Source organism: Bartonella sp. AP11XZML, assembly GCF_042196445.1.
In the GTDB taxonomy this organism is placed as follows: domain Bacteria; phylum Pseudomonadota; class Alphaproteobacteria; order Rhizobiales; family Rhizobiaceae; genus Bartonella.
The window spans coordinates 1-20,484 of the sequence record NZ_JBHIQF010000016.1 but is presented as its reverse complement, the minus strand read 5'-3'; the positions used below and the strand labels follow the sequence as shown (position 1 = coordinate 20,484).

The 20,484-nt window shown below is 37.8% G+C and carries 21 protein-coding genes and 1 pseudogene; 8 read left to right on the top strand and 14 right to left on the bottom strand.

Annotation, left to right across the window (positions count from 1 at the left end; translation table 11 throughout):
- Positions 1-3: 3 nt before the first annotated feature.
- Together cobS and ACFIMG_RS01350 are read right to left on the bottom strand one after the other, a co-directional pair.
- On the bottom strand, positions 4-984 hold the full coding sequence (gene cobS, locus ACFIMG_RS01355; RefSeq protein ID WP_375612717.1) for a cobaltochelatase subunit CobS: 981 nt from the start codon (positions 982-984) through the stop codon (positions 4-6).
- Positions 985-1,186: 202 nt separating this feature from the next.
- Complete coding sequence (locus ACFIMG_RS01350; RefSeq protein WP_375612239.1) at positions 1,187-1,807, bottom strand: J domain-containing protein; 621 nt, start codon at positions 1,805-1,807, stop codon at positions 1,187-1,189.
- Between the two features lie 124 nt (positions 1,808-1,931).
- On the opposite strand from ACFIMG_RS01350, the gene ACFIMG_RS01345 reads away from it, so the two are divergent.
- Positions 1,932-2,204, top strand: coding sequence for a BolA family protein (locus ACFIMG_RS01345; RefSeq protein WP_375612716.1), 273 nt, complete (start codon positions 1,932-1,934; stop codon positions 2,202-2,204).
- Positions 2,205-2,222: 18 nt separating this feature from the next.
- Here the strand turns inward: ACFIMG_RS01345 and ACFIMG_RS01340 are convergent, their stop codons facing one another.
- Both ACFIMG_RS01340 and ACFIMG_RS01335 read right to left on the bottom strand, forming a co-directional pair.
- Positions 2,223-3,191: a tyrosine recombinase XerC gene (locus tag ACFIMG_RS01340; protein WP_375678670.1), complete on the bottom strand. Its 969-nt coding sequence runs from the start codon at positions 3,189-3,191 to the stop codon at positions 2,223-2,225.
- 3 nt (positions 3,192-3,194) lie between these two features.
- A complete protein-coding gene (locus tag ACFIMG_RS01335; protein WP_375678669.1) occupies positions 3,195-4,016 on the bottom strand; it encodes a SapC family protein in 822 nt (273 codons plus the stop codon).
- Positions 4,017-4,148: 132 nt separating this feature from the next.
- Here ACFIMG_RS01335 and rimM point away from each other — a divergent pair, with 132 nt between their 5' ends.
- The 7 genes from rimM (at position 4,149) to ACFIMG_RS01300 (ending at position 10,261) form a co-directional block, all read left to right on the top strand.
- A complete protein-coding gene (gene rimM, locus ACFIMG_RS01330) occupies positions 4,149-4,706 on the top strand; it encodes a ribosome maturation factor RimM (protein WP_375618306.1) in 558 nt (185 codons plus the stop codon).
- Between the two features lie 284 nt (positions 4,707-4,990).
- The gene (trmD, locus tag ACFIMG_RS01325; protein WP_375612244.1) at positions 4,991-5,689 is read left to right on the top strand and encodes a tRNA (guanosine(37)-N1)-methyltransferase TrmD; all 699 of its coding nucleotides are present in this window, start codon (positions 4,991-4,993) and stop codon (positions 5,687-5,689) included.
- 209 nt (positions 5,690-5,898) lie between these two features.
- A complete protein-coding gene (gene rplS / locus ACFIMG_RS01320; RefSeq protein ID WP_375612245.1) occupies positions 5,899-6,339 on the top strand; it encodes a 50S ribosomal protein L19 in 441 nt (146 codons plus the stop codon).
- 470 nt (positions 6,340-6,809) lie between these two features.
- On the top strand, positions 6,810-7,211 hold the full coding sequence (gene sdhC / locus ACFIMG_RS01315; protein ID WP_375678668.1) for a succinate dehydrogenase, cytochrome b556 subunit: 402 nt from the start codon (positions 6,810-6,812) through the stop codon (positions 7,209-7,211).
- Positions 7,212-7,229: 18 nt separating this feature from the next.
- Positions 7,230-7,616, top strand: coding sequence for a succinate dehydrogenase, hydrophobic membrane anchor protein (gene sdhD, locus ACFIMG_RS01310; RefSeq protein WP_375612246.1), 387 nt, complete (start codon positions 7,230-7,232; stop codon positions 7,614-7,616).
- A gap of 6 nt (positions 7,617-7,622) precedes the next feature.
- Positions 7,623-9,467 (top strand): succinate dehydrogenase flavoprotein subunit, encoded by a 1,845-nt coding sequence (sdhA, locus tag ACFIMG_RS01305; protein WP_375678667.1) that lies wholly within the window; start codon positions 7,623-7,625, stop codon positions 9,465-9,467.
- Positions 9,468-9,481: 14 nt separating this feature from the next.
- A complete protein-coding gene (locus ACFIMG_RS01300; RefSeq protein WP_273790055.1) occupies positions 9,482-10,261 on the top strand; it encodes a succinate dehydrogenase iron-sulfur subunit in 780 nt (259 codons plus the stop codon).
- A 1,884-nt stretch (positions 10,262-12,145) separates the two neighbouring features.
- Here ACFIMG_RS01300 and ACFIMG_RS01295 read toward each other — a convergent pair.
- The 10 genes and pseudogenes from ACFIMG_RS01295 to ACFIMG_RS01250 form a co-directional block, all read right to left on the bottom strand.
- Entirely contained in the window at positions 12,146-12,322 is a 177-nt protein-coding gene (locus tag ACFIMG_RS01295) for a hypothetical protein (protein WP_375678666.1), read from the bottom strand.
- A gap of 1,265 nt (positions 12,323-13,587) precedes the next feature.
- Positions 13,588-14,649 (bottom strand): P-type DNA transfer ATPase VirB11, encoded by a 1,062-nt coding sequence (virB11, locus tag ACFIMG_RS01290; RefSeq protein ID WP_375618302.1) that lies wholly within the window; start codon positions 14,647-14,649, stop codon positions 13,588-13,590.
- Positions 14,624-15,781, bottom strand: coding sequence for a type IV secretion system protein VirB10 (gene virB10 / locus ACFIMG_RS01285; protein ID WP_375678696.1), 1,158 nt, complete (start codon positions 15,779-15,781; stop codon positions 14,624-14,626). Before virB10 ends, virB11 begins: the two co-directional genes overlap by 26 nt.
- The gene (virB9, locus tag ACFIMG_RS01280) at positions 15,781-16,587 is read right to left on the bottom strand and encodes a P-type conjugative transfer protein VirB9 (protein WP_375606008.1); all 807 of its coding nucleotides are present in this window, start codon (positions 16,585-16,587) and stop codon (positions 15,781-15,783) included. The genes virB10 and virB9 overlap by 1 nt, the downstream gene beginning before the upstream one ends.
- A gap of 13 nt (positions 16,588-16,600) precedes the next feature.
- Entirely contained in the window at positions 16,601-17,302 is a 702-nt protein-coding gene (locus ACFIMG_RS01275) for a virB8 family protein (protein ID WP_375606007.1), read from the bottom strand.
- 644 nt (positions 17,303-17,946) lie between these two features.
- Positions 17,947-18,090 (bottom strand): TrwH protein, encoded by a 144-nt coding sequence (locus ACFIMG_RS01270; protein ID WP_273791747.1) that lies wholly within the window; start codon positions 18,088-18,090, stop codon positions 17,947-17,949.
- A gap of 182 nt (positions 18,091-18,272) precedes the next feature.
- Positions 18,273-18,524 (bottom strand): annotated as a pseudogene (locus ACFIMG_RS01265) (type IV secretion system protein); the annotation flags it as partial.
- 214 nt (positions 18,525-18,738) lie between these two features.
- On the bottom strand, positions 18,739-19,482 hold the full coding sequence (locus tag ACFIMG_RS01260) for a type IV secretion system protein (protein ID WP_375679258.1): 744 nt from the start codon (positions 19,480-19,482) through the stop codon (positions 18,739-18,741).
- Entirely contained in the window at positions 19,479-19,622 is a 144-nt protein-coding gene (locus tag ACFIMG_RS01255; RefSeq protein ID WP_375679257.1) for a TrwH protein, read from the bottom strand. The genes ACFIMG_RS01260 and ACFIMG_RS01255 overlap by 4 nt, the downstream gene beginning before the upstream one ends.
- Positions 19,623-19,865: 243 nt before the next feature.
- Positions 19,866-20,484: type IV secretion system protein (locus tag ACFIMG_RS01250; RefSeq protein WP_375693556.1), on the bottom strand; the 619-nt coding region annotated here is incomplete at its 5' end.

Below are 20,484 nucleotides of genomic sequence, written 5' to 3'. Positions count from 1 at the left end.
TCCTTAAGGCGAAACACCATGAATGAGTGATTCGGGAAGCTCTTGTCCAAAGGCGCGTTGATAAAATTCTGCAACAGTGGCACGTTCGAGTTCATCACATTTATTGAGAAAGGTTAATCGGAAGGCAAAGCCGACATCTTGAAAAATTGTTGTATTTTCTGCCCAAGTAATGACGGTACGTGGACTCATGACAGTTGAAAGATCTCCATTGATAAAAGATTGGCGTACCATATCAGCAACATGAACCATTTGTGAAATTGTCTTTTTTCCCTCAGCCGTTTGAAAAGATTTGACCTTTGAACAAATGATATTAACCTCTTTATCATGGGGTAAATAATTGAGTATCGTAACAATAGACCAGCGGTCCATTTGAGCTTGATTGATCTGTTGGGTACCATGATAGAGACCGGTTGTATCACCAAGACCAATGGTGTTTGCCGTTGCAAAAAGACGAAATGCTGGATGGGGAGAGATGACACGGCTTTGATCAAGTAAGCTTAGTTTTCCAGAGGTTTCAAGAACGCGTTGGATAACAAACATAACATCGGGACGCCCCGCATCATATTCGTCGAAAACAAGAGCAATATTATTTTGATAAGCCCATGGCAAAATGCCCTCTTTAAATTCAGTGATTTGTAAACCATCTTTTAAAACGATAGCATCTTTTCCTACAAGATCGATACGACTTACATGACTATCAAGATTAATGCGAAGACAAGGCCAGTTAAGACGTGCAGCAACTTGTTCAATATGCGTTGATTTCCCTGTACCGTGATAGCCAGAAACCATTACACGGCGGTTAAAGGTAAAACCTGCGAGAATCGCTAAAGTTGTTTGCTGATCAAAAAGATAATCAGGATCGATATCAGGAACATGGGGACTTTTTGTGCTAAAAGCAGGGACTTTCAGATCTGTTTCAATATGAAATAGATCGCGAGCACAAAGTGTAATATCGGGCAAATTTTCAACGGTAAGATTTGTCATTATGTTTCTGGAAGGGAGAGGACGCTATTTATTCATTAGAAACGATACAAGAGTTAAAGTATTTATGCAATGCTCTATAATGAGAGCCTTAGATATTGAAGAAAGATTTTTTTACGTATTCTATAATGTTTTGCAAAAAAAGTAACATTTTGCGCAAATAATGATGGTCTAAATGAAAATAGACTCATATAAGCGCATGTTTTCAGCACAAACCAGACTTTTTTAGCAAATTGTAAGCATGTAAAACATCACGAAAGCGCTCTTCTGAAGCACGATTACCACCATTGGAATCAGGATGGTGCTTTTTTACCAACTCTTTATATTTCATTTTGATGTCTTCTGCTGAAGCGTTTGCCTGTAGTCCCAGTGTATCAAAAGCTTTTGCTTCTAAGGGCTTTAATTTTCGTGAGAACTTATTGTTTGAATGCTGCCCAGTAAAAAGCGTGAAGGGATCGCGCATGCGATTTTGATAGGCAGCTGTGCCAGAGCGAATCTTTGCATAATTCGCGGCTGTTTTTTTCGATGTACCATTGCTCAGATCTGTAGGCCATGTCGGACGATGTCCTGTGAGAGCATCCTTTTGAAATTTTGCGATATCTTTATTGCTAAGACCAGAGAAGTAATTAAAATTTTTATTATAGGCGCGTACGTGTTCAATACAAAAATATAAATATTGTCCTTCGTGATTTCGACCTGCTGGTGCTTTATGGGACCCTGTTTTTTCACAACCTTCCCACTGACACTGTTGTGCTTCTGGCTCAGCTTTTTGTTTTTTATTTGAGCTTATGCGAATTGAATCGAATAATTTAGATGTTATTGTCATATTATTGGTTTATGCAAAATTGATTAATTTTACAAGAATTGACTTTTGAAAAATTTGTTTTCACACTTATTCTATTATGAAAAAGGTGTATTTTTGCACGTTCATTTTGTTTGAGGAATGAAAAATGTTTATAGAAACAATAATTCAGAGAAAGCTTCAGGATGCTTTTCATCCGCAAAAGCTTGAAGTGATTAACGAAAGTCATCTTCATGAGGGGCATCCTCATAATGAACATGCTTTTGATGGTAAAGGAGAAACACATTTTCGAGTGAAAATTTTATCTTCTTCTTTTTCTAATATGACACGCGTAGAAATACATCGAGCGATTTATAAAGTTTTACAAGAAGAGTTAGCTACTTGTGTTCATGCTTTGGCACTTGAGGTTGAAACACTCTAATTTTTTGATGAGACGTTTTTAGGAACGGGGATGGGCCTTTTGATAGATTTTTAACAAATGGTCTGTATCGACGTGGGTATAGATTTGTGTGGTGGAAAGACTAGCGTGCCCAAGAAGTTCTTGAATCGTGCGCAAATCTCCCCCCCGTGATAAAAGATGGGTGGCAAAAGAATGGCGCAGTGTATGAGGCGTTGCAGTTTCTGGTAAACCAAGGCTTGCTCGTAAGTTGCGTACAGTTTTCTGAATAATGGCGGGCTGTAGGGGACCGCCTCGCGCCCCACGAAATATGGGTTGGTTATCCAATAAAGGATATGGGCAACATTTGAGATAATTTTGTACAGCTTCGTAAACAATTTTGATGAGAGGAACAAGGCGTGTTTTGCCGCCTTTTCCTGTTATAAATAAACTTGTTTTTTTAGGATCAGAAAATTGTTCTGGTGTGAGGCTTAAGGCTTCTGATATTCGCATTCCACAGCCATAAAGAAGCATGAGGACAGCAGCATTACGAGCGCTAATCCAAGGTTCATTTTCCAGTTGATTTTCTTGTTTGACTATGTGAAGTGCTGATTTTATCGCTAAAGGTTTTGGGAGCAATTTGGGGTGTTTGGGGCTTCGGATAAGTTGAGCCGCCGGAACATTAACGATTCCTTCACGTGATAAGTATTTGAAAAAAGAACGGATGCCTGCCACCCCTCGGCTTAAAGAGCGCGCACTTACATTGTTTGTACGCCGATAAGCAAGATAAGCACGCAAGTCACTGATGCGTAAATGAGAAAGATCTGTAAGGGTTGGTGTATGATTTAAGTGCTGACAGAGAAAAGACAAAAATTGCCGCGTATCACGTTCATAGGCTTGCACTGTTTGTGCTGACATACGACGTGTTTGGGTAAGACACTCTAACCAATTTTTCCTTGCGTTTAAAATTGCATGGTCTGCTGGAATGAGAGGAATATTTTCATCTTTTCTCTTGTCGTTTTTGATAGGCATTATCTAGTTGAGAGTTTCTTTCTTTTTAGCTTTTTCATCGTTAGAATGACCATTCTTGTTTTGGGGTTGCTCTTCACGATTGATAAGTTGCTTTTCACCTTTGAGAGAGAGTATTTTCACAAGATTGTGTGTTGACATCAAATGCGCAAAAATTAATCCTAAAAAGCCATTTTTATGAAGTTTGGCAAGTTGGCTTGCTGATAATTTATTCAATTTTTCTTCATCAACAACCCAAAAATGTTCCAATTGCGCTGAGAGACCTTTATCGTTTTTCACATTGATGGATTTTTGGCTTAGAAGATCCATTTCTACAAGAGCATCAATAAACTCAGAGGTTTTCTCCATAGCGATTTTAAAACTTTCAAGAAAACGAATACGTTCTTCCATAAAAGGAGAAATAGAGCCGTCGGAATTAAAAAGTTCTGTTCCTGCAACTTCATTAAACATACCGGACTGTTGATCAAAGCAAACAGAAAGTTCTTTTTCATTGCTAATTTGTGCCAAAACAAAAGGATAGCGACGGACAAAAGCAGGAACATAAGTATTGGTTTTCCAACTTTTATCAGAAGCGATATAGTCATTTTCGTCATTAGAAAGACCGACAAGAGCTGCGGATGTGTAGTGCCGTTTTTTTTGTTCATCTTCGGCGCACATAAATAAAATAGGATAGTCTAGTGCTGCTTGAAAATATTCAGTACTTGCTAAAGGAACCCAGTGAGTATCCTTGGCAAAAGACATATCACTTGGAGGAGCAAATTTTAGATTTTTATGGGAAACTTTGTTGATTGGCGTGATATCTTTGTAAAATAGCATAATATTTGCCATAAGACTTTCTCCTTTATTAATTTGTTTTTTGTTACCAAGAAAGGTCTTTTAGAAGATTGTCTCATATGGCAACAAGATTGAATAGAAAACTATAAGATTGAAGGGTTCATTTTTGAGAGATAATATTTTTGCATGAAGTATAATAAAGAAAAGCTTAAAAATAAAGTCTATCTTGCCATTATTGGTATGCCTCATGGTATAAAAGGAGATGTTTTTGTTAAAATTCTAAGTGCTGAGCCACAGCGTTTCAAGTTTTACAGCACTCTTTATGATGATATGGGGCGTTCTTATGAAATTGTAACTCTTCGGATACAAAAAAATAAGGCGATTGTACGTTTTAAAGGGGTAGAAAATCGTAATGCGGCTGAGTCTTTAAAAGGTATTCGCCTTTATGTGACGCGTGATCAATTAATTGATGATTTGATGGAGGATGAGTTTTATCAAGTCGATTTAATAGGCTTGTGTGTCCAAGATTGTGGGGGGAAAATCTTAGGTGAAGTGTGTGGTTTTTTTAATTTCGGGGCTGGTGATTTGCTTGAAATACGTTTGAATACAGGTAAAAGAGTTCTTATTCCCTTTAGTAAGGCGGCGGTACCAGAAATTTGTATGGATTCTGGTTTTCTTGTTGTTGATCCCATGGCCGCTGGTTTAATTGATGGGGGAGACAATGATAAAAAGGAAATAGCTTGAATCTAAAAATAAAGATGAAGGTAAAAAACAACAGATGAATTTCGTCAATAAAAAGTGGAATGTGTGAAAATATTAAAAATGCTCTTTTGAGCAGATATTGTAAGCACTTTATCTCGAAATAGTCCTGAATTTTTAGAGTCTTTTTTAGTGCAAGTATTTAGAAGGATCGTATTAAATATGGCGCAGATCAAGAAGACTCAGATTAACGCTATAGCGTTAAAAGTCTTGTTTGTGCTATTTTTGCTATTAAGAGTCTGTTTAAGAAAATAAGGATAAGAAATAAAATGAAATTTCAGGCGCGCGTTTTAACCCTTTATCCTGAAATGTTTCCTGGTTTTTTAGGGTATTCTTTAGCAGGGCAAGCTTTAGAGCGTGGAATTTGGTCACTGGAGACGGTACAGATTAGGGATTTTGCTTTAGACAAACACCATAGCGTTGATGATAAACCTGCTGGTGGGGGAGCTGGTATGGTAATGCGGGCGGATGTATTGGCGGCGGCTCTTGATTGCTGTCCACAGGATTCGCCAAGATTGTTGATGAGTCCACGTGGGCGTCCTTTTGACCAAGCTTACGCGCATAGCTTGGCTCGTGATACGGGTGTAACGTTAGTTTGTGGACGTTTTGAAGGGGTTGATGAGCGAGTCATAGAGGCACGAGAACTAGAAGAAGTCTCTATTGGTGATTATATTCTTTCAGGGGGTGAAACAGCCGCATTGGTTATCTTAGATGCTATTATACGTCTTCTGCCTGGAGTGATGGGGAATGCAGCTTCTGCAAGGTGTGAAAGTTTTGAAAATGACTTGCTGGAACATCCGCAATATACCCGCCCTTCTCTTTTCGAAGGGCGGGGTATTCCGCCTGTATTGCTCTCAGGTCATCACAAAGCGATCGCAGATTGGCGTCAAAGCCAAGCCGAATTGTTAACACGTCAACGTCGCCCTGATCTTTATGCGCGTTATAATAAAAATCATCAGAAAACTTGATTCATATGATAAGGTGGTGTATTGCATGGCTCTCTTTTTAGAGAGTTTTTTATAAAAGGTTTTCTGTAGTTCCAAAATTAAAATGAAGGAATGGTGTATTCGCTCCTGTGTAAGACATAGCCTAAAGAGCTCCTTATTCTTAATAAAGGCTTTTTTGGTAAGAGTTGAGCGCTCTGACTGTTCGATAAAGAACATGAAGGATAAAAGAAATGAATATTATCGCACAGCTTGAAGCTGAACAATGTGCAAAAATTGAAGAAAAGCGCCAATTTCCAGCATTTCAGCCAGGAGATACAGTCCGTGTTATGGTGCGTGTGACAGAAGGTACACGGACGCGTGTTCAGGCTTATGAAGGTGTCTGTATTGCGCGTTCAGGCGGTGGGTTGAATGAGACCTTTACAGTACGCAAGATTTCTTATGGTGAAGGGGTGGAGAGGGTATTTCCTGTTTATTCTCCTTTGATTGAAGGTGTTGAGCTGGTGCGCCGTGGTAAAGTGCGCCGTGCAAAACTCTATTATCTACGTGGCTTGAGAGGTAAAGCTGCACGTATCGCTGAAAAGAGAGATTATCGGAAAAAAGCTGAAAAGGTTGTTGAGAAAGTAGAAGCAGCATCTGTCAGCACAGATGTTGAAAAGCAAGTTTCTGAGTAAAGATTATATCGGCTAAACTTTATGCAAAAGCGGCTTTTATGCCGCTTATTTGTGTCTTTCTTGATTCGTTTTGCCTTTTAAAAGGCTTGGAGGGGACATAAAAATGTTTAATCTATCAATTTTTCCTCTTTTTATTCTTAATCATGGGTGCAATTTAAGAGACCATTGCATATATCGTGGATACTCAAAAGGATAAGTTTAATCTGAAAAAATGTCTGTTTATATTTGGAAAAGATTTTAGACCTTTGACGTGAAGATAAAAGTGTATTAGATTAAGGCGAGTTTTGCGGATCATATCCGGAGAGTAATCGGTTTTTTTATGCGTGACCTTTAATCCGTTATTTGAGACAACCGACCTGTAATATCGGTATCTTGAGATGCCAAACAAGTAAAAACGAGAGAGTATGTTTAGTCGTTTTGCGCGAACTTTCTCGTTCATTGCGGTTGCAAAAACCAGGTCAGGATATTTTATGATAGAGACAACTAGGATAAAAGAGCGCCCTCGTTCCCCTCATATAAGTATTTATCGTTGGACAATTACTATGGCCATGTCCATTGCACACCGCATTACGGGTATGGCGCTTTATGTTGGAACGGTTTTTTTTGCTGTTTGGTTAATTGCTATTGCGTGTGGCGAGGAGACATTTAGAACAGTTTACGAAATTTATAGTTCTTGGTTTGGATTGTGTATTTTGTTTCTTTATACTTTGGCAGGGGTTCATCACATGGTTGGTGGTGTTCGCCACATTGTTTGGGATCTGAAGCCTTGCCTTTTGGCAAAAGAAAAGGCAACAGTCACTGCTTGGGCGACAGTGTTTATTTCTCTTATTGTTACTTTTGCGATTTGGATTATTGGATATACCGTTGTTTAGCTGGGGGAGAAAAGAGACATGAAAAAAGATTTTCGAACGGAACTTGGAAAAGTACGGGGGCGTGGCAGTGCTCATGAAGGAACAGAGCATTTTTGGCTAGAACGTTTGACGGGGTTTATCAATCTACCACTTTTGATATTTTTTATTGTTCTTATTCTTTCGCTTGTGGGAAAGGACTATAGTATTGTGCGTGCAAGACTTGCACATCCTATTGTTGCTATTTTGATGGGATTGATGACTTTTTCGGTCCTTTATCATATGAAACTTGGTATGCAGGTGGTGATTGAAGATTATATTCCACGTGAAGGTTTTCGGATATTCTTTTTGACGTTAAATATTTTATTTTGTTTTCTCATAGGTGGTATCATTATTTTTTCTCTTTTGAAAATTGCATTAGGGGGTTAAACAAGTATGGCGGGTACAGGATCATCTCTGGGTGCTAAAGCAGGTAACACCCCTTATCGCACTGTAGATCATAAATTTGATGTTGTTGTTGTTGGGGCAGGTGGTGCAGGATTACGTGCGACACTGGGTATGGCAGAACAAGGATTAAAGACAGCTTGTATTACGAAGGTTTTTCCAACGCGCTCACATACGGTTGCAGCACAAGGGGGAATTGCTGCATCGCTTTCAAATATGGGACCTGACAATTGGCAGTGGCATTTATATGATACCGTGAAAGGTTCTGATTGGTTGGGCGATACCGATGCAATGGAATATTTGGTGCGTAATGCTCCTGCTGCTGTGTATGAATTAGAACATTATGGCGTTCCTTTTTCGCGAACGCAAGAAGGCAAAATTTATCAGCGTCCTTTTGGTGGACATACGACACAATTTGGTGAAGGTCCACCTGTTCAGCGTACTTGTGCAGCAGCTGACCGTACAGGCCATGCCATTTTGCATACGCTTTATGGACAAAGCTTAAAGCATAATGCGCAATTTTTTATTGAATATTTTGCACTCGATCTCATCATGACGGATGGGGTTTGTACGGGGGTTGTGGCATGGAATCTCGATGATGGTACAATACATCGTTTTTCTGCCAAAATGGTTGTTCTTGCAACCGGTGGTTATGGACGCGCTTATTTTTCTGCGACATCGGCGCATACCTGTACGGGTGATGGTGGTGGAATGATCGCACGTGCTGGATTGCCACTTCAGGATATGGAGTTTGTGCAATTCCATCCGACAGGGATTTACGGTTCTGGCTGCTTAATTACAGAAGGAGCTCGTGGTGAAGGAGGCTATTTAATCAATTCTGAAGGTGAACGCTTTATGGAGCGCTATGCACCTTCCTTTAAGGATTTGGCTTCACGTGATTTGGTTTCGCGTTGTATCACACTTGAAATTCGTGAAGGACGTGGCGTTGGACCTAAGAAGGACCATATTCATTTGGTTCTCAATCATATTGATCCTGCAATCTTGCATGAGCGTTTACCAGGGATTTCAGAATCAGCACGGATATTTGCAGGGGTGGATGTAACAAAAGAGCCTATCCCCATCTTGCCAACGGTTCATTATAATATGGGTGGGATTCCTACCAATTACTACGGGGAAGTTCTCAATCCAACGACTGATTCGCCTGATCGTATTCAACCAGGGCTGATGGCGGTAGGAGAAGCAGGATGTGCTTCTGTTCATGGTGCTAACCGCTTGGGGTCAAATTCATTAATTGATCTTGTGGTGTTTGGTCGTGCTGCTGCCATTCGCGCGGGTGAAGTTATTGATCGGAATGCAGAAATTCCACCCATCAATGAAGAAGCTGTTGACGAAATTATAGCGCGTTTTGATCGTTTACGTTTTGCACAAGGGGCAATACCAACAGCTGTATTGCGTGAAAAAATGCAACGCACGATGCAAGAAGACGCAGCAGTCTTCCGTACAGAAGATTCTTTGAAACAGGGATGTCAACGGATGAATAAAATCTGGGGGGAATTGTCGGATCTCAAAGTCACAGATCGTTCTCTGATATGGAATTCTGATTTGGTTGAAACATTAGAGCTTGAAAATCTTATGGCGAATGCAATCATGACTGTTCATTCTGCCGAAGCACGCTCAGAAAGCCGTGGCGCTCACGCTCGTGAAGATTATCCAGAGCGTGATGATAAAAACTGGCGTAAACATACGCTTTCACATTTGTCAAAAGAGGGTAAGGTGACATTATCATATCGACCTGTCCATGTGGACCCGTTAACATCTGAAGCTGATGGTGGGATCGATTTAAAGCGCATTGCACCTAAAAAACGGGTTTATTAAGGGGAGAATAAAATATGGTACAAATTAAGCTTCCCAAAAATTCTCAAGTAAAACCGGGAAAGGTTTGGCCTAAACCTGAAGGTGCTACAAAGCTGACGGAATTTCACGTGTATCGTTGGTCGCCTGATGATGAGGAAAATCCTCATTTAGATACTTATTATGTGGATCGTTCTGCTTGTGGTCCTATGATTCTTGATGGGCTTTTGTTTATTAAAAACCATATTGATCCAACTTTGACACTTCGTCGATCATGCCGTGAAGGCATCTGTGGTTCATGTGCGATGAATATTGATGGAACCAATACATTAGCTTGTACCAAAGGGATGGATGATGTAAAACACCCCATTAAAGTCTATCCTTTGCCTTCCATGCCGGTTGTTAAAGATTTGGTTCCTGACTTGAATCGCTTTTATGCGCAACACCGAGTTATTGAGCCTTGGTTACAAACAGTTTCTCCTGAACCTGCAAAAGAATGGTTGCAAAGTCACTCCGATCGCCAAAAAATCGATGGTCTTTATGAGTGTATTTTGTGTGCGTGTTGTCAGACTTCATGTCCAAGTTATTGGTGGAACGGTGATCGTTATTTGGGGCCCGCTGTTTTGCTTCAAGCTTATCGCTGGATTGCGGATTCACGTGATGAGATGTGTGGTGAACGTCTTGATAATTTAGAAGATCCTTTCCGCCTTTATCGTTGCCATACGATTATGAATTGTGCGCAAACTTGTCCAAAGGGATTAAATCCAGCGAAAGCGATTGCTGAAATTAAAAAACTCATGGTTGAACGCCGCCTCTGAAAATTTACTGATTGATCAAAATAAAGCGTAAGGTGGAAAATTGTATCTCCTTTTAGCAATTAAATCTCTAAAAGAAGATCGGCTGCTTATGAGGGTGCAGTAGCTATAATCATTCTAAAAGCGAAGTAATCTCTAAAAATTAAGCAATCCTTGTAGAAGCAATCCTTGCAATGGCTGAGTAGAAAACTCATAGTTGAATATTATCTTTGAAAATTGACCGATTAACGAACAGTAAAAAGAAAAATAGAAAATTGTGCGTGTTTTTGTGCCTCTTTGAGGCTTAATCTCTAAAAATTTATTGGCTTCTATGAGGCGGTTAGTATAGTTATTATTGCCTTTAAAAAGGCATTAGTCTTTCGAGCAAACTATACTTTAAATAGCGTTCTATGTAAAAACAATAAAATCAATATGCCATGTGTTTTTATTTTTATTAAATTCGCATCATAATTTATACTTTGATGCAGATTCAAGTAATCATTTTTTATAAAAAATGATTACTCTGTATAAATATAGAAGAAAAAATAAATGCTGATACAAATATTAAACGCATGTAAATTATCTAAATGAAATACAAAGGAGTGATCATTATGACAATTCGTCATTTTACGACACATTTATTGTAATATCGAAAACATTGCTAATATTCAAGGATTAGGAATTTTTGATAATATCATTATATATATAAAGGTCATATTTTTTGTTTTAAAGATTGGATTGTTAATCGCATTAAAAAGCAAAATTTATAGTTCTTAAAAAATGGAGAACGTAAAATCCCTCTCTATTGTAGAGATAGATCATACAGTTAAGGGGGAAGTAATTTAAAATTATTGTAACGTCATAGATTTAAATTCATTAAAGAGCAAATAAGGCGTTTTTAAAAAATATCAAATTTATAGTTTTTTCCAAAAATTTAGAAAAGGCTAGTGAGAATTCTAAGAACACGTGTTGCGAATGTGGAATAGGGATGTTTATAGGTTCGTTTGAGTTGAATGAATTCAATCATCAAAGAAAACATGTTGTGTTTTTATGAGTTTCATAGGTTTTGATTTTATATGTTTTTATCTATAAAAAATAGAGATTTCTAGGTTTAGGTCTTATTTATTATGTTAGGGTATTTCATTGTTCTTGTATATATGCTGAAGAAAGTTATTTAAGCAGTAAAAGTGTTTTTTATTTTTTAGCATAAAAGATATTTCTTAACATGAAAGAGAGGTGTCCAAGTATTAACGGTATAATCAGCCATTGTTTTGGTATTTATTCTGTTGTGCTGTAAAACACTATCTTATTTAGGATGTGGTAATTAGAGTGGTTAGAAGGTGAAATCTGCTAGGTGAGGGGGGCGGATTGTTTGCAGATCAGTGGCGTGTTAAGAGGCTTCGTCCTTTGAGGTGTGATAGGTGGAGTCTGTTAGCCAATTACGTAAACTAGAGCGAAATCTACGTGGACAGGTTTTTAACCTAACCTCTCTTATATATTGTGATAGGAAATTCACCTTAATAAGGACTACGACCGGTTACAGAAAACAGAAATCATTGCGAAAAAACAAGCGTGCTTGTTTTAAAATTTTTAATATTTGTGATCATAGTGACATGCGAAATCTCCTGTAGTATCACGCAGACCGTTCGTATTCTCGAGCCAAGAGTTGTCCATATATCCTCTTCAATCTGATCTTCACGAATTGATGCAAGAGATGGGTACGAACACCTGTAAGAATAAGCAGACGCAAAGCCAGTTGTATCATTCTTGTTGCTTTGCAGAGTGTTTGATAAAAATCTGGAACATTTCTCCAATTCATTGCCGGTTTATTAATGACTTTATGGCGTTGTTTTTCTAAAAGAGCTTTTGCTGTTGCAGCTTTTACTTATCAAATGGGAGTTAAGAGTATTATGTATCTCTGTTGGCGTAATCTTTGAAAGTTGCTATACAGCCGCCTAATTTGAGGAGAATATGAAGCTGTAAAGGTGCAAACCAGTTTCCATTTTTAGCATCATTTTTTAATTCTGCTTTACAGCTTTCAAAAGCATCTAGAGTAATGTCTTTTAAATAATAGAGATTATGCATTGCTTCACGCTTTTGTTTCTCTCGTTCTTTAATAAGATCAAAACCCTTATGTAAAACAGAACGCCCCGAACCAAATACACTTTGCTTGTCAATTTACACGCTTGTTTTTAAGAAACCTTTCTTTAAGGTGCCTAAGCTTATTTCACTACAGAGCTCGTGGATGGTATAATGGTAAAGCCCTGATGAATAATATAAAATTTATAGAGCATCTCCATTTTTACACTTCATAAAAGAGCAAGTTGGGTGCCATTAGACACTTTGCAAACTCCCAATATTGTGACAATTTGGGGCATTTTGGATGGTTTATAAAAGGCATTTTTAGTGCTTTTTGTACAGTTTCATTCTATACGGCTTTATTTACTTATAATGTGCAAGAGACATGGTTTTGGTTAATAAACAGCTTTGAAATGAGAGAATCCTACGGTACTAAGATCTTTTATCCAACACGCAAAATAATGAACACTCTTTATAAGTCAATGTGACGTGGCTTAAGAAGAGTGATTGTAGATCTGTTCTTTTAGGAATTTTTGCTTTTTGTGGTGCAGAGAAGAGAGCAGGAATATTCAGAGTAGAGCTTACCTTATGGAATCTATGGATATCGTCTTTAGGAGAGGGACATAAGCCACGTGATATGGTTAGCAAAGCTTGCCTAAGAGAAATTTGGTTGTTTACGAACAACTGGAGGTTAAGAATCTTTCTTCGTCTGAAGAAGACGTCTATATACCACTATACTTTTTATTACCAAATAGAACGTGGTTTATGGATGCTAAATCGAAATGATAATTTATTTCGTATGAGGTTTTCCGTATTTGGAGATTGTTTGGTTAAAAAACATATTTATTAATCACTTGAAAATAGCGCTTAGAATTTTTAAACGATAAGTTTTGGTCTTGATGACGATAATTATTTGTGATGATCGAAAGTACCTATTTTACGAAGCTTTCATTGATAGGCGAATCAAAATTTATTCTTTTCTTTTGTTTAAATATTTATTTTGCAGCTATTTTTTCTTTTTTGCATCAAAGATACTTTTTCAAAAGGTAAATGGAAAGAATGATCAAAGGCAAGAGAATAAAGAGAGCCTTATGTATAATTTGGTTTTCTCGTAGAGTTGTTGTCTATTAACTTTTTTCTTTTTTTCTTCATGAAGAGTGTAGAAAATCCATTGGAGAAGCAAAGAGAATAGGAAAAGTTAAATAAATAGCCGTAACAATTAGTTACGGCTATTTTTGTTTGCTTCATATTACCGAGAGAGGAAGCTCCCCTTAAGCGATTTTTGATTTAGCAAAAATCGGGTCGTAAAAGACTTCAGAGAGTTTTCTATCTTTAAAGAACAACACTACGTCAACTGTTGTATAGAGAACGATTTTTATCATTTCTAACTCGAGTTGCCGGCCAATTTCTGATCTTTTAATCAAGGTGGCACATCGCTCAAATGTTTGCAAAGCGCTGTTGGCATGCGTTGTTGTAATTGATCCGGGATGACCAGTGTTGAGCGAATTGAGATATTCCCATGCTTCATTGCCTCGCAATTCAGCGAGAAAAATTCTGTCAGGCGACTGACGCATACACGCATCTAGGCATTCTTCAGCTGAAACACGGCCTACATTGTTACCATAAATCATATGTACATGATTGGGATGATTGGGTAGAAAAAGCTCATGAACATCTTCAATTGTGATAATACGCTCCTCTACAGGGACCTTTTCAATTAAAGAGCGAGCAAATGTTGTTTTACCAGATCCTGTTTTGCCTGCAATAATAATGTTGCGTTTGTGAAGGACGCATTCTTCCAAAAATTCAAGAATTTTTCCCTCACGTTTACTTTGTAAGAGTTGAACTTCAAATGGTTCCAACCGTGTGAAGTCCTGCCTCGATAACAAGTTATTGGCTTCTTTTGCTGAAGGCTTATTAAAACTTACATCAGAAAAATCGTCAAATGCCCCTTCTTCTTTGAGTTCTTCTAACGTTTTAACTATGAGAGAATGTTTACGAATTACAAAGGAAAGAGCACCATCAACAACAGCTGGTGTTTGTATAATTGTACCACGTTGTCCACCAGGCAAGAGCACATAATTAATACTTCTGGGAGCCATACCGTTATAAACGATAATAGCTGTAATAAGCGTTTGCAAAAAAGTGGTTGTTAACTCTGGTACGCTATGTACTTGCCAACCCTTAAAGCTTTTCGTCCATACTTCACAGGGGCGGCAAATCGATAATTCAGTGATCGTGGGATCTTCTAAAAAACAATCAAGCGGTTGCAGAAGCTGAAAAACTGCTTGATCTTTTTGTATCGGGTTAACGTGTGACGAGACTGTAGACATCGCTGAAATCCAGATCACGAGCAACAAAAATATTTACTCGTTCGCCTTGGTTTTTGTAAAGTGTTGGTGTGATATTGATGGAATTTTGAAGAACATCGATTGCTATAGATTCAGCATTCTGAGCTCCTTTATTTTGTGAGTTATCTTTATTTTCTTTGCTGCTTTTACCAACTTTTCCTCTTACCCATTCTCCTAAATCACCGATAATGCTTACCATAATTGCACTACCAAATCGTTCCCAAAAATGTCTGTCAACCCAGCCACCAATACCCGCTTCACCCAGAGGACCTGTGCCTGGTGAGTCAAGATTGACAACAACACCAGAAGGCGTTTCAATGCGTAACCATTGCACAAACACGCGCGTTTGTCCTTGTTGTATGCCACTTTGGTAAAAACCAACAACTTTAGAACCACGGTCAAGCAAAACAACACGTCCACTCGTGGAATAAATATCGCGTGTTAAATGACACGTCGTCATTCCGGGTTGTGATGTAATGATTTTTGTTTCTAACGTACAATCTATTTGCGTTCCTTGTGTAATCAAAAAGTCACGGTTACGAAGTTGCATCGCATGTGATTGACCTAAACGCACGGGCTGAAGGTTATCAAATAATACGCCATTACCTCTATCATTATTCGATGCTTTATTATTTGTATCTGTAGATCCTTCGCTACCACCGTTGTTAAGGCTAGAACTGAGCATACGTTTGCGTGCTAATTCTTCAGAATCTTGGAGCATATGTGGAGGAATGGCTGTTTGAAGAAGCTTACTTAAGGCCGGTGGAATATCCAAGTTTGAATCTTCTATTTGTGTTGATTTTTCTGCTTCTTCTACAATCTTTGGTTCTTCTATAATTCGAGGGACATAGTTTGGTATAATTTGCTGTACTATTTGTTGTGATTTTTCTTCCTCAACCTCCACGGTATTACGCATTTTAAAAGCTTTCCAAGTCAAGGCAATCGGTATCGCTACTATGACAATAAGTCCTACCATTAACAATGCACGGGTACCTGGAATTGTTGGACGACGTTCAGAACCTAGTTCGGACCCTCCATAGGCACCTTCAATATGTTTTTGATCGACGTTGTCCAGTTTTGTACCTTTTCCCTCTCCTTCCTTATTGTCAAACATCATTTTCCTCCTTTATTGATACGATAAACCACCGAAGATACTGTCCCTGTTGTGTTTGGTACGCCATTGGGGTCATAGGCTTCATTAAAAACAGCTAGAGCGCGTTTACCAAGCCGTATGAGCCATTTAGGATTGACCTTATGAACGGCGATAATATCATTAGAACTGCCGATAACGGTGCGTGGTATTAAGCTTTCATTGCCTTCAGCATCTACGACATAAATCGATGGCATATCCATGTTAGCGGGAAATTTGAAGTAAGTAATACGCCCATTGTCCCAAGCATTTATCGGAGCAATATCTTGGTGACCACTCATGGTATAACTGAGATTATAGCCGTTGACGCTTTGGTGAAAACCACGTTCAATCGCAAGGCGTCGATTGTTTTCTTCTGACTTTTCATCGTTTGAATCGGGATAATGGAAAGCCAATTCATATGTTGATCCCGCACGGTCATTCCGAAATTGTAGTCGGAATTTATAACTCCGTTTGTCGGTTACAACGATGAGATTGGTATTGGCAAGTTCTGCTTTTGGTTTAATAAAAATATGCCGCCCTTTATGAGCAAAGGCATAGGCTTCAGAATCGCCAAAGGCATGAGTTATGTACTGTTCACCTTCTTCAAGAATAATATGTGTTGCCACACCAAGAACTGTTTCAATTTGAACCACATCGGCTTCGTTATATGTTATATAGCGAATGCGATGATCATATTGTGAATTTGATGGACTTTTGAGCGCCTGCACAGGTACCGTATAAAGAGAAGAAAACGAAGACAATAGAACAACGAACGCAAGTTTTTTCATAACAATCAATTCCTTAATCATTCAACAGTATTTCTGGGTCAGAACGGTAACTTGTTACTTGAAAACCAAGGGGGTTAAGCAATCGATCAGATGATTTCATGGGTGCACCAACATAGGTGTAACCAATTGTTGCAATTTGGTGCTGTTTTGGTCCAGTAGCAGCACCGTTGCTGTCAAGTTGCTGAGTCGTAAAACGTACAGTTGCTTGACCGAGTCCATTAGGCTGGATTGATCGTACTTTAACTGTAATACGTGCTTTGTTGGAAAGCACTTTGTCCCGTGCATTTTCTCCATCATAGATTTTATAATATTCTTGTTGAACAGATGCCGCACTTAAAAGTGCTGTTGTGTCATAGTTCAGTTGAATAGTATCGTAGTCGTAAGTTTCGCGGTTAAGCACATATTGATTTAGCCAATATCTATCTACAACTTCGCCATAGCTTTCTTCGTGTTCACGCATGATTGAGATAACATCAACTGCACCCGTCGTATTATCAACGCGCAATACTAAGGGAGTTGGAGCTGGTTGAGAAAATCCAACAACTCCACATATCATACCGAATAAGCCAAAAAGACCCACAGTACTCGCAACACGCCATGCCGTTCTGCGCGACCTTATAAATTCATTGATAAGATCACGTTCTAAGCCACGGCTTTCTTCATAATAACTTCTAAGTTGTTCGGCTTTCACTGGTTTTGCTTGTTTTGTTTTCATCTGTCTCCTCGCTTGATTTCGGCAGGGATTGTTTTATTAATGGGCACGCGGTTCCTATCATTGNGTTTGAAGTTCATTAAATAGACTTTTGAGGTATTGAAAACGATTTTCTACGTTTTCAAAACTTTTTAAAGTTATAGCTTTATTTAGTATTGAGAAAAATTCTAAACGCTCAAAAAGCAACGTACCCATTTGATCAAAAGGCTCAGAAATTTTGTTTTCGTCCTCTAATACCTCTTGATATGATTTCCTTGAAAGCTTATCACTCTTATAGAGCGATTCTGGTTCTTTGAGAAAAAAACTAGAAAAATCTATAGTTTTAGGTCCAATTTTTTGACTATTTGTTATAGCCTGATAGGTTTTTTCTGTTTGCGAAAGTTGTTCTTTTTTCAACTCAAGCTGTTTTTTTAAGAGCTCAATAATTTCCCCTTTTTTTAATAGATCAATAAGCTCCAGATATTCTGCTGGTAGAGCAGATTGTGGCGGTGAAGCAAGTGAACTCTGTTTAGTATGTGATTCCGAAGGAATCTGTGCCCTTAAAAGACTTTCCCATATGCAAGTAGATATATCATCAACATTGTTTGCATGTGCCAGATTTAGCATTCCCAAAAGGGTAATCATTCCTGTTATAATAAATCGCTTTTTCATCTGTCTCCTCGCTTGATTTCGGCAGGGATTGTTTTATTAATAGGCACACGATTTCTATCATTAGGCTGTTTTAGCTTTGGTGCTAATGCACAAGCCGATAAAAGGTTTGCAATCAAAATCACAAGAATGATTGACTTCATTTTAATATGACTCTTTTTACTGTTATATACATTCTGATATTTGTTGTCATTATTATAATTTTGACACTAAAGTAAAGTGTATAGTTTACGATAATTTATCTTTTCTTAATTTCATTTTTTAATTTATGAAAATAGCTCAATTTCAGTGCAAATATTTTTTACTTTAGGATTGGATATCTTGGTTGATAAAGTCCTGTGGTAAGAGCTATTGAAGTAATAATACTTATTCGCAGGAAACGGTTTACGAATCCGGAGAGAGGCATATCTATAGCGCCCCGGATGATGAGCCATCCGTAGATGATGAAAGCGATTGTGATACCGATTGATACAAAGGGTGTAATTGTAACAATTGCTTTTGAGGAAAGATCCGTGACATATGTTTTTGTTATCTGATCAATTTTATTGAAAAGTTGCGTGAACACTGTAAAGTCCATGGAATTCCTCTTTAACAAATTTTCAACTTTTTATCACCTTGAAACATAGATACATGCTAAACGCTTCATTTGCATTTATACATTACCTAAGTATTTTCATTACGATGTTTTGGCTTTGATAAAATCTTTGTGCTTCTCTTAATTGTTCAGAGAGTACTGAACCTTCTACATTGATTTTTGTTTTCATGAAAAAAAGCAAATGCTGTAAAAAGCTTTATTGGGTAGATCTTATTATAGGCATATTTTTGTAGTTAGAGGCTACAATTTTTCTGTACAATTTACGTTTTTGTATTTCGATAAGAGTCTCTTCGTCATCGCTTAAATTTCTGACCATTTGTAGCTTTGTATATTCATTTTGGATCATGGCTGACATGGTCTTGATGCGTGTTTGCAGTTCGAAAACTTCTTTGAGATCTTTTGTTTTATTTATCTTATCTAAGAAATCGTTCATTTGTTTAAAGCGGTTCTCTGCGTCTTGGAAAGTTTGAAAACTTACAGCTTTTTCGACAATTCCACTATATTTAAGACGCGTATTAATTGTTTCGCGCATTTGGTCATACGGCAAATGCTGGAAGCCGTACCTTTTCTCTTCGAGAATAATCTCATTAAATCTTTTTTTAAATTCCCCAGTAGTTATGTTTTGGTAGTTTGTCTGTGTTTTTGGGTAGATAGAAAACAAATCTTGTATGAAATAATTCTTGTTTTCTCCTATTGTTGGTTTTTGTATCCTATTTCCTGTTATAGACTGATGAATTTTTTTCGCGTTTTCGATCTGGTTTTCGTTTGTTTTAATTTGTTGTTCTAACAACTTAATAATTTCCAGATATTCTGCTTTTGAAAAAGGACTTTTAACAGTTGAACTTTGTGTCCCAGAACCCCAACTAAAGCTAGACGTTAGAGTTAAATTTATCATCCCCAAAAGGGTAATCATTCCTGTTATAATAAATCGCTTTTTCATCTGTCTCCTCGCTTGATTTCGGCAGGGATTGTTTTATTAATAGGCACACGATTTCTATCATTAGGCTGTTTTAGCTTTGGTGCTAATGCACAAGCCGATAAAAGGTTTGCAATCAAAATCACAAGTATGATTGACCTCATTTTAATATGACTCTTTTTTACTGTTATATACATTCTGATATTTGTTGTCATTATTATAATTTTGACACTAAAGTAAAGTGTATAGTTTACGATAATTTATCTTTTCTTAATTTCATTTTTTAATTTATGAAAATAGCTCAATTTCAGTGCGAATATTTTTTACTTTAGGATTGGATATCCTTGTTATTTTGTCATATGGATATTAAGGGCGTCTGTTACGGGAACCATTGCTTTTTATCTCATCTAGTTTTTATGTCTCCATAGATGTCCAAATGTAATGCCTTTTGCGAGAGAATTGGCCATGCTTGATAGTTTGAGTAACAGCATGATGGATATAATGGACAAGATGAGAGCTCCCCCAAACATGAAACTTACATTCTGGTCGTAGTCGAGTTTCATATCGCTCAAATAGTTTGCAAAGATATTCATCATCAGATTAAATACAGTTGCTAAGAGTAGAAAGAGGATTATATAATTGACGACTTGGATTATCCATTGCTCGAAAAGGCGATGAGTTGGTTGCCAGAGCAAAGCAATGATGAAGAGTGGTCCCAATCCTACGAGAAGTGTAATAGCGATTTTTGTTAGGAGCACGAGACCACCGCCGATTGCTACTACGAGGCTTGTTGCTAGCAAGATAATGATGCCTAAGAGACTGTAAAGCAGTCCATTGGCTTCGAAGAAGACGGTTTCTTGGAAAAGGCGGCCTGCATATTGAAATCCTTTGGTTGCTGCTGTGTCCAGTAAATTCATTAATTGTGTATCATTGAGTGGATTTGTTATGAGCGCTTTTGATAACTCATAGGGCATTTGTGTTATCAAAATGGCAATTTCATTCTGATAAAGTCCTGTGGTAAGAGCT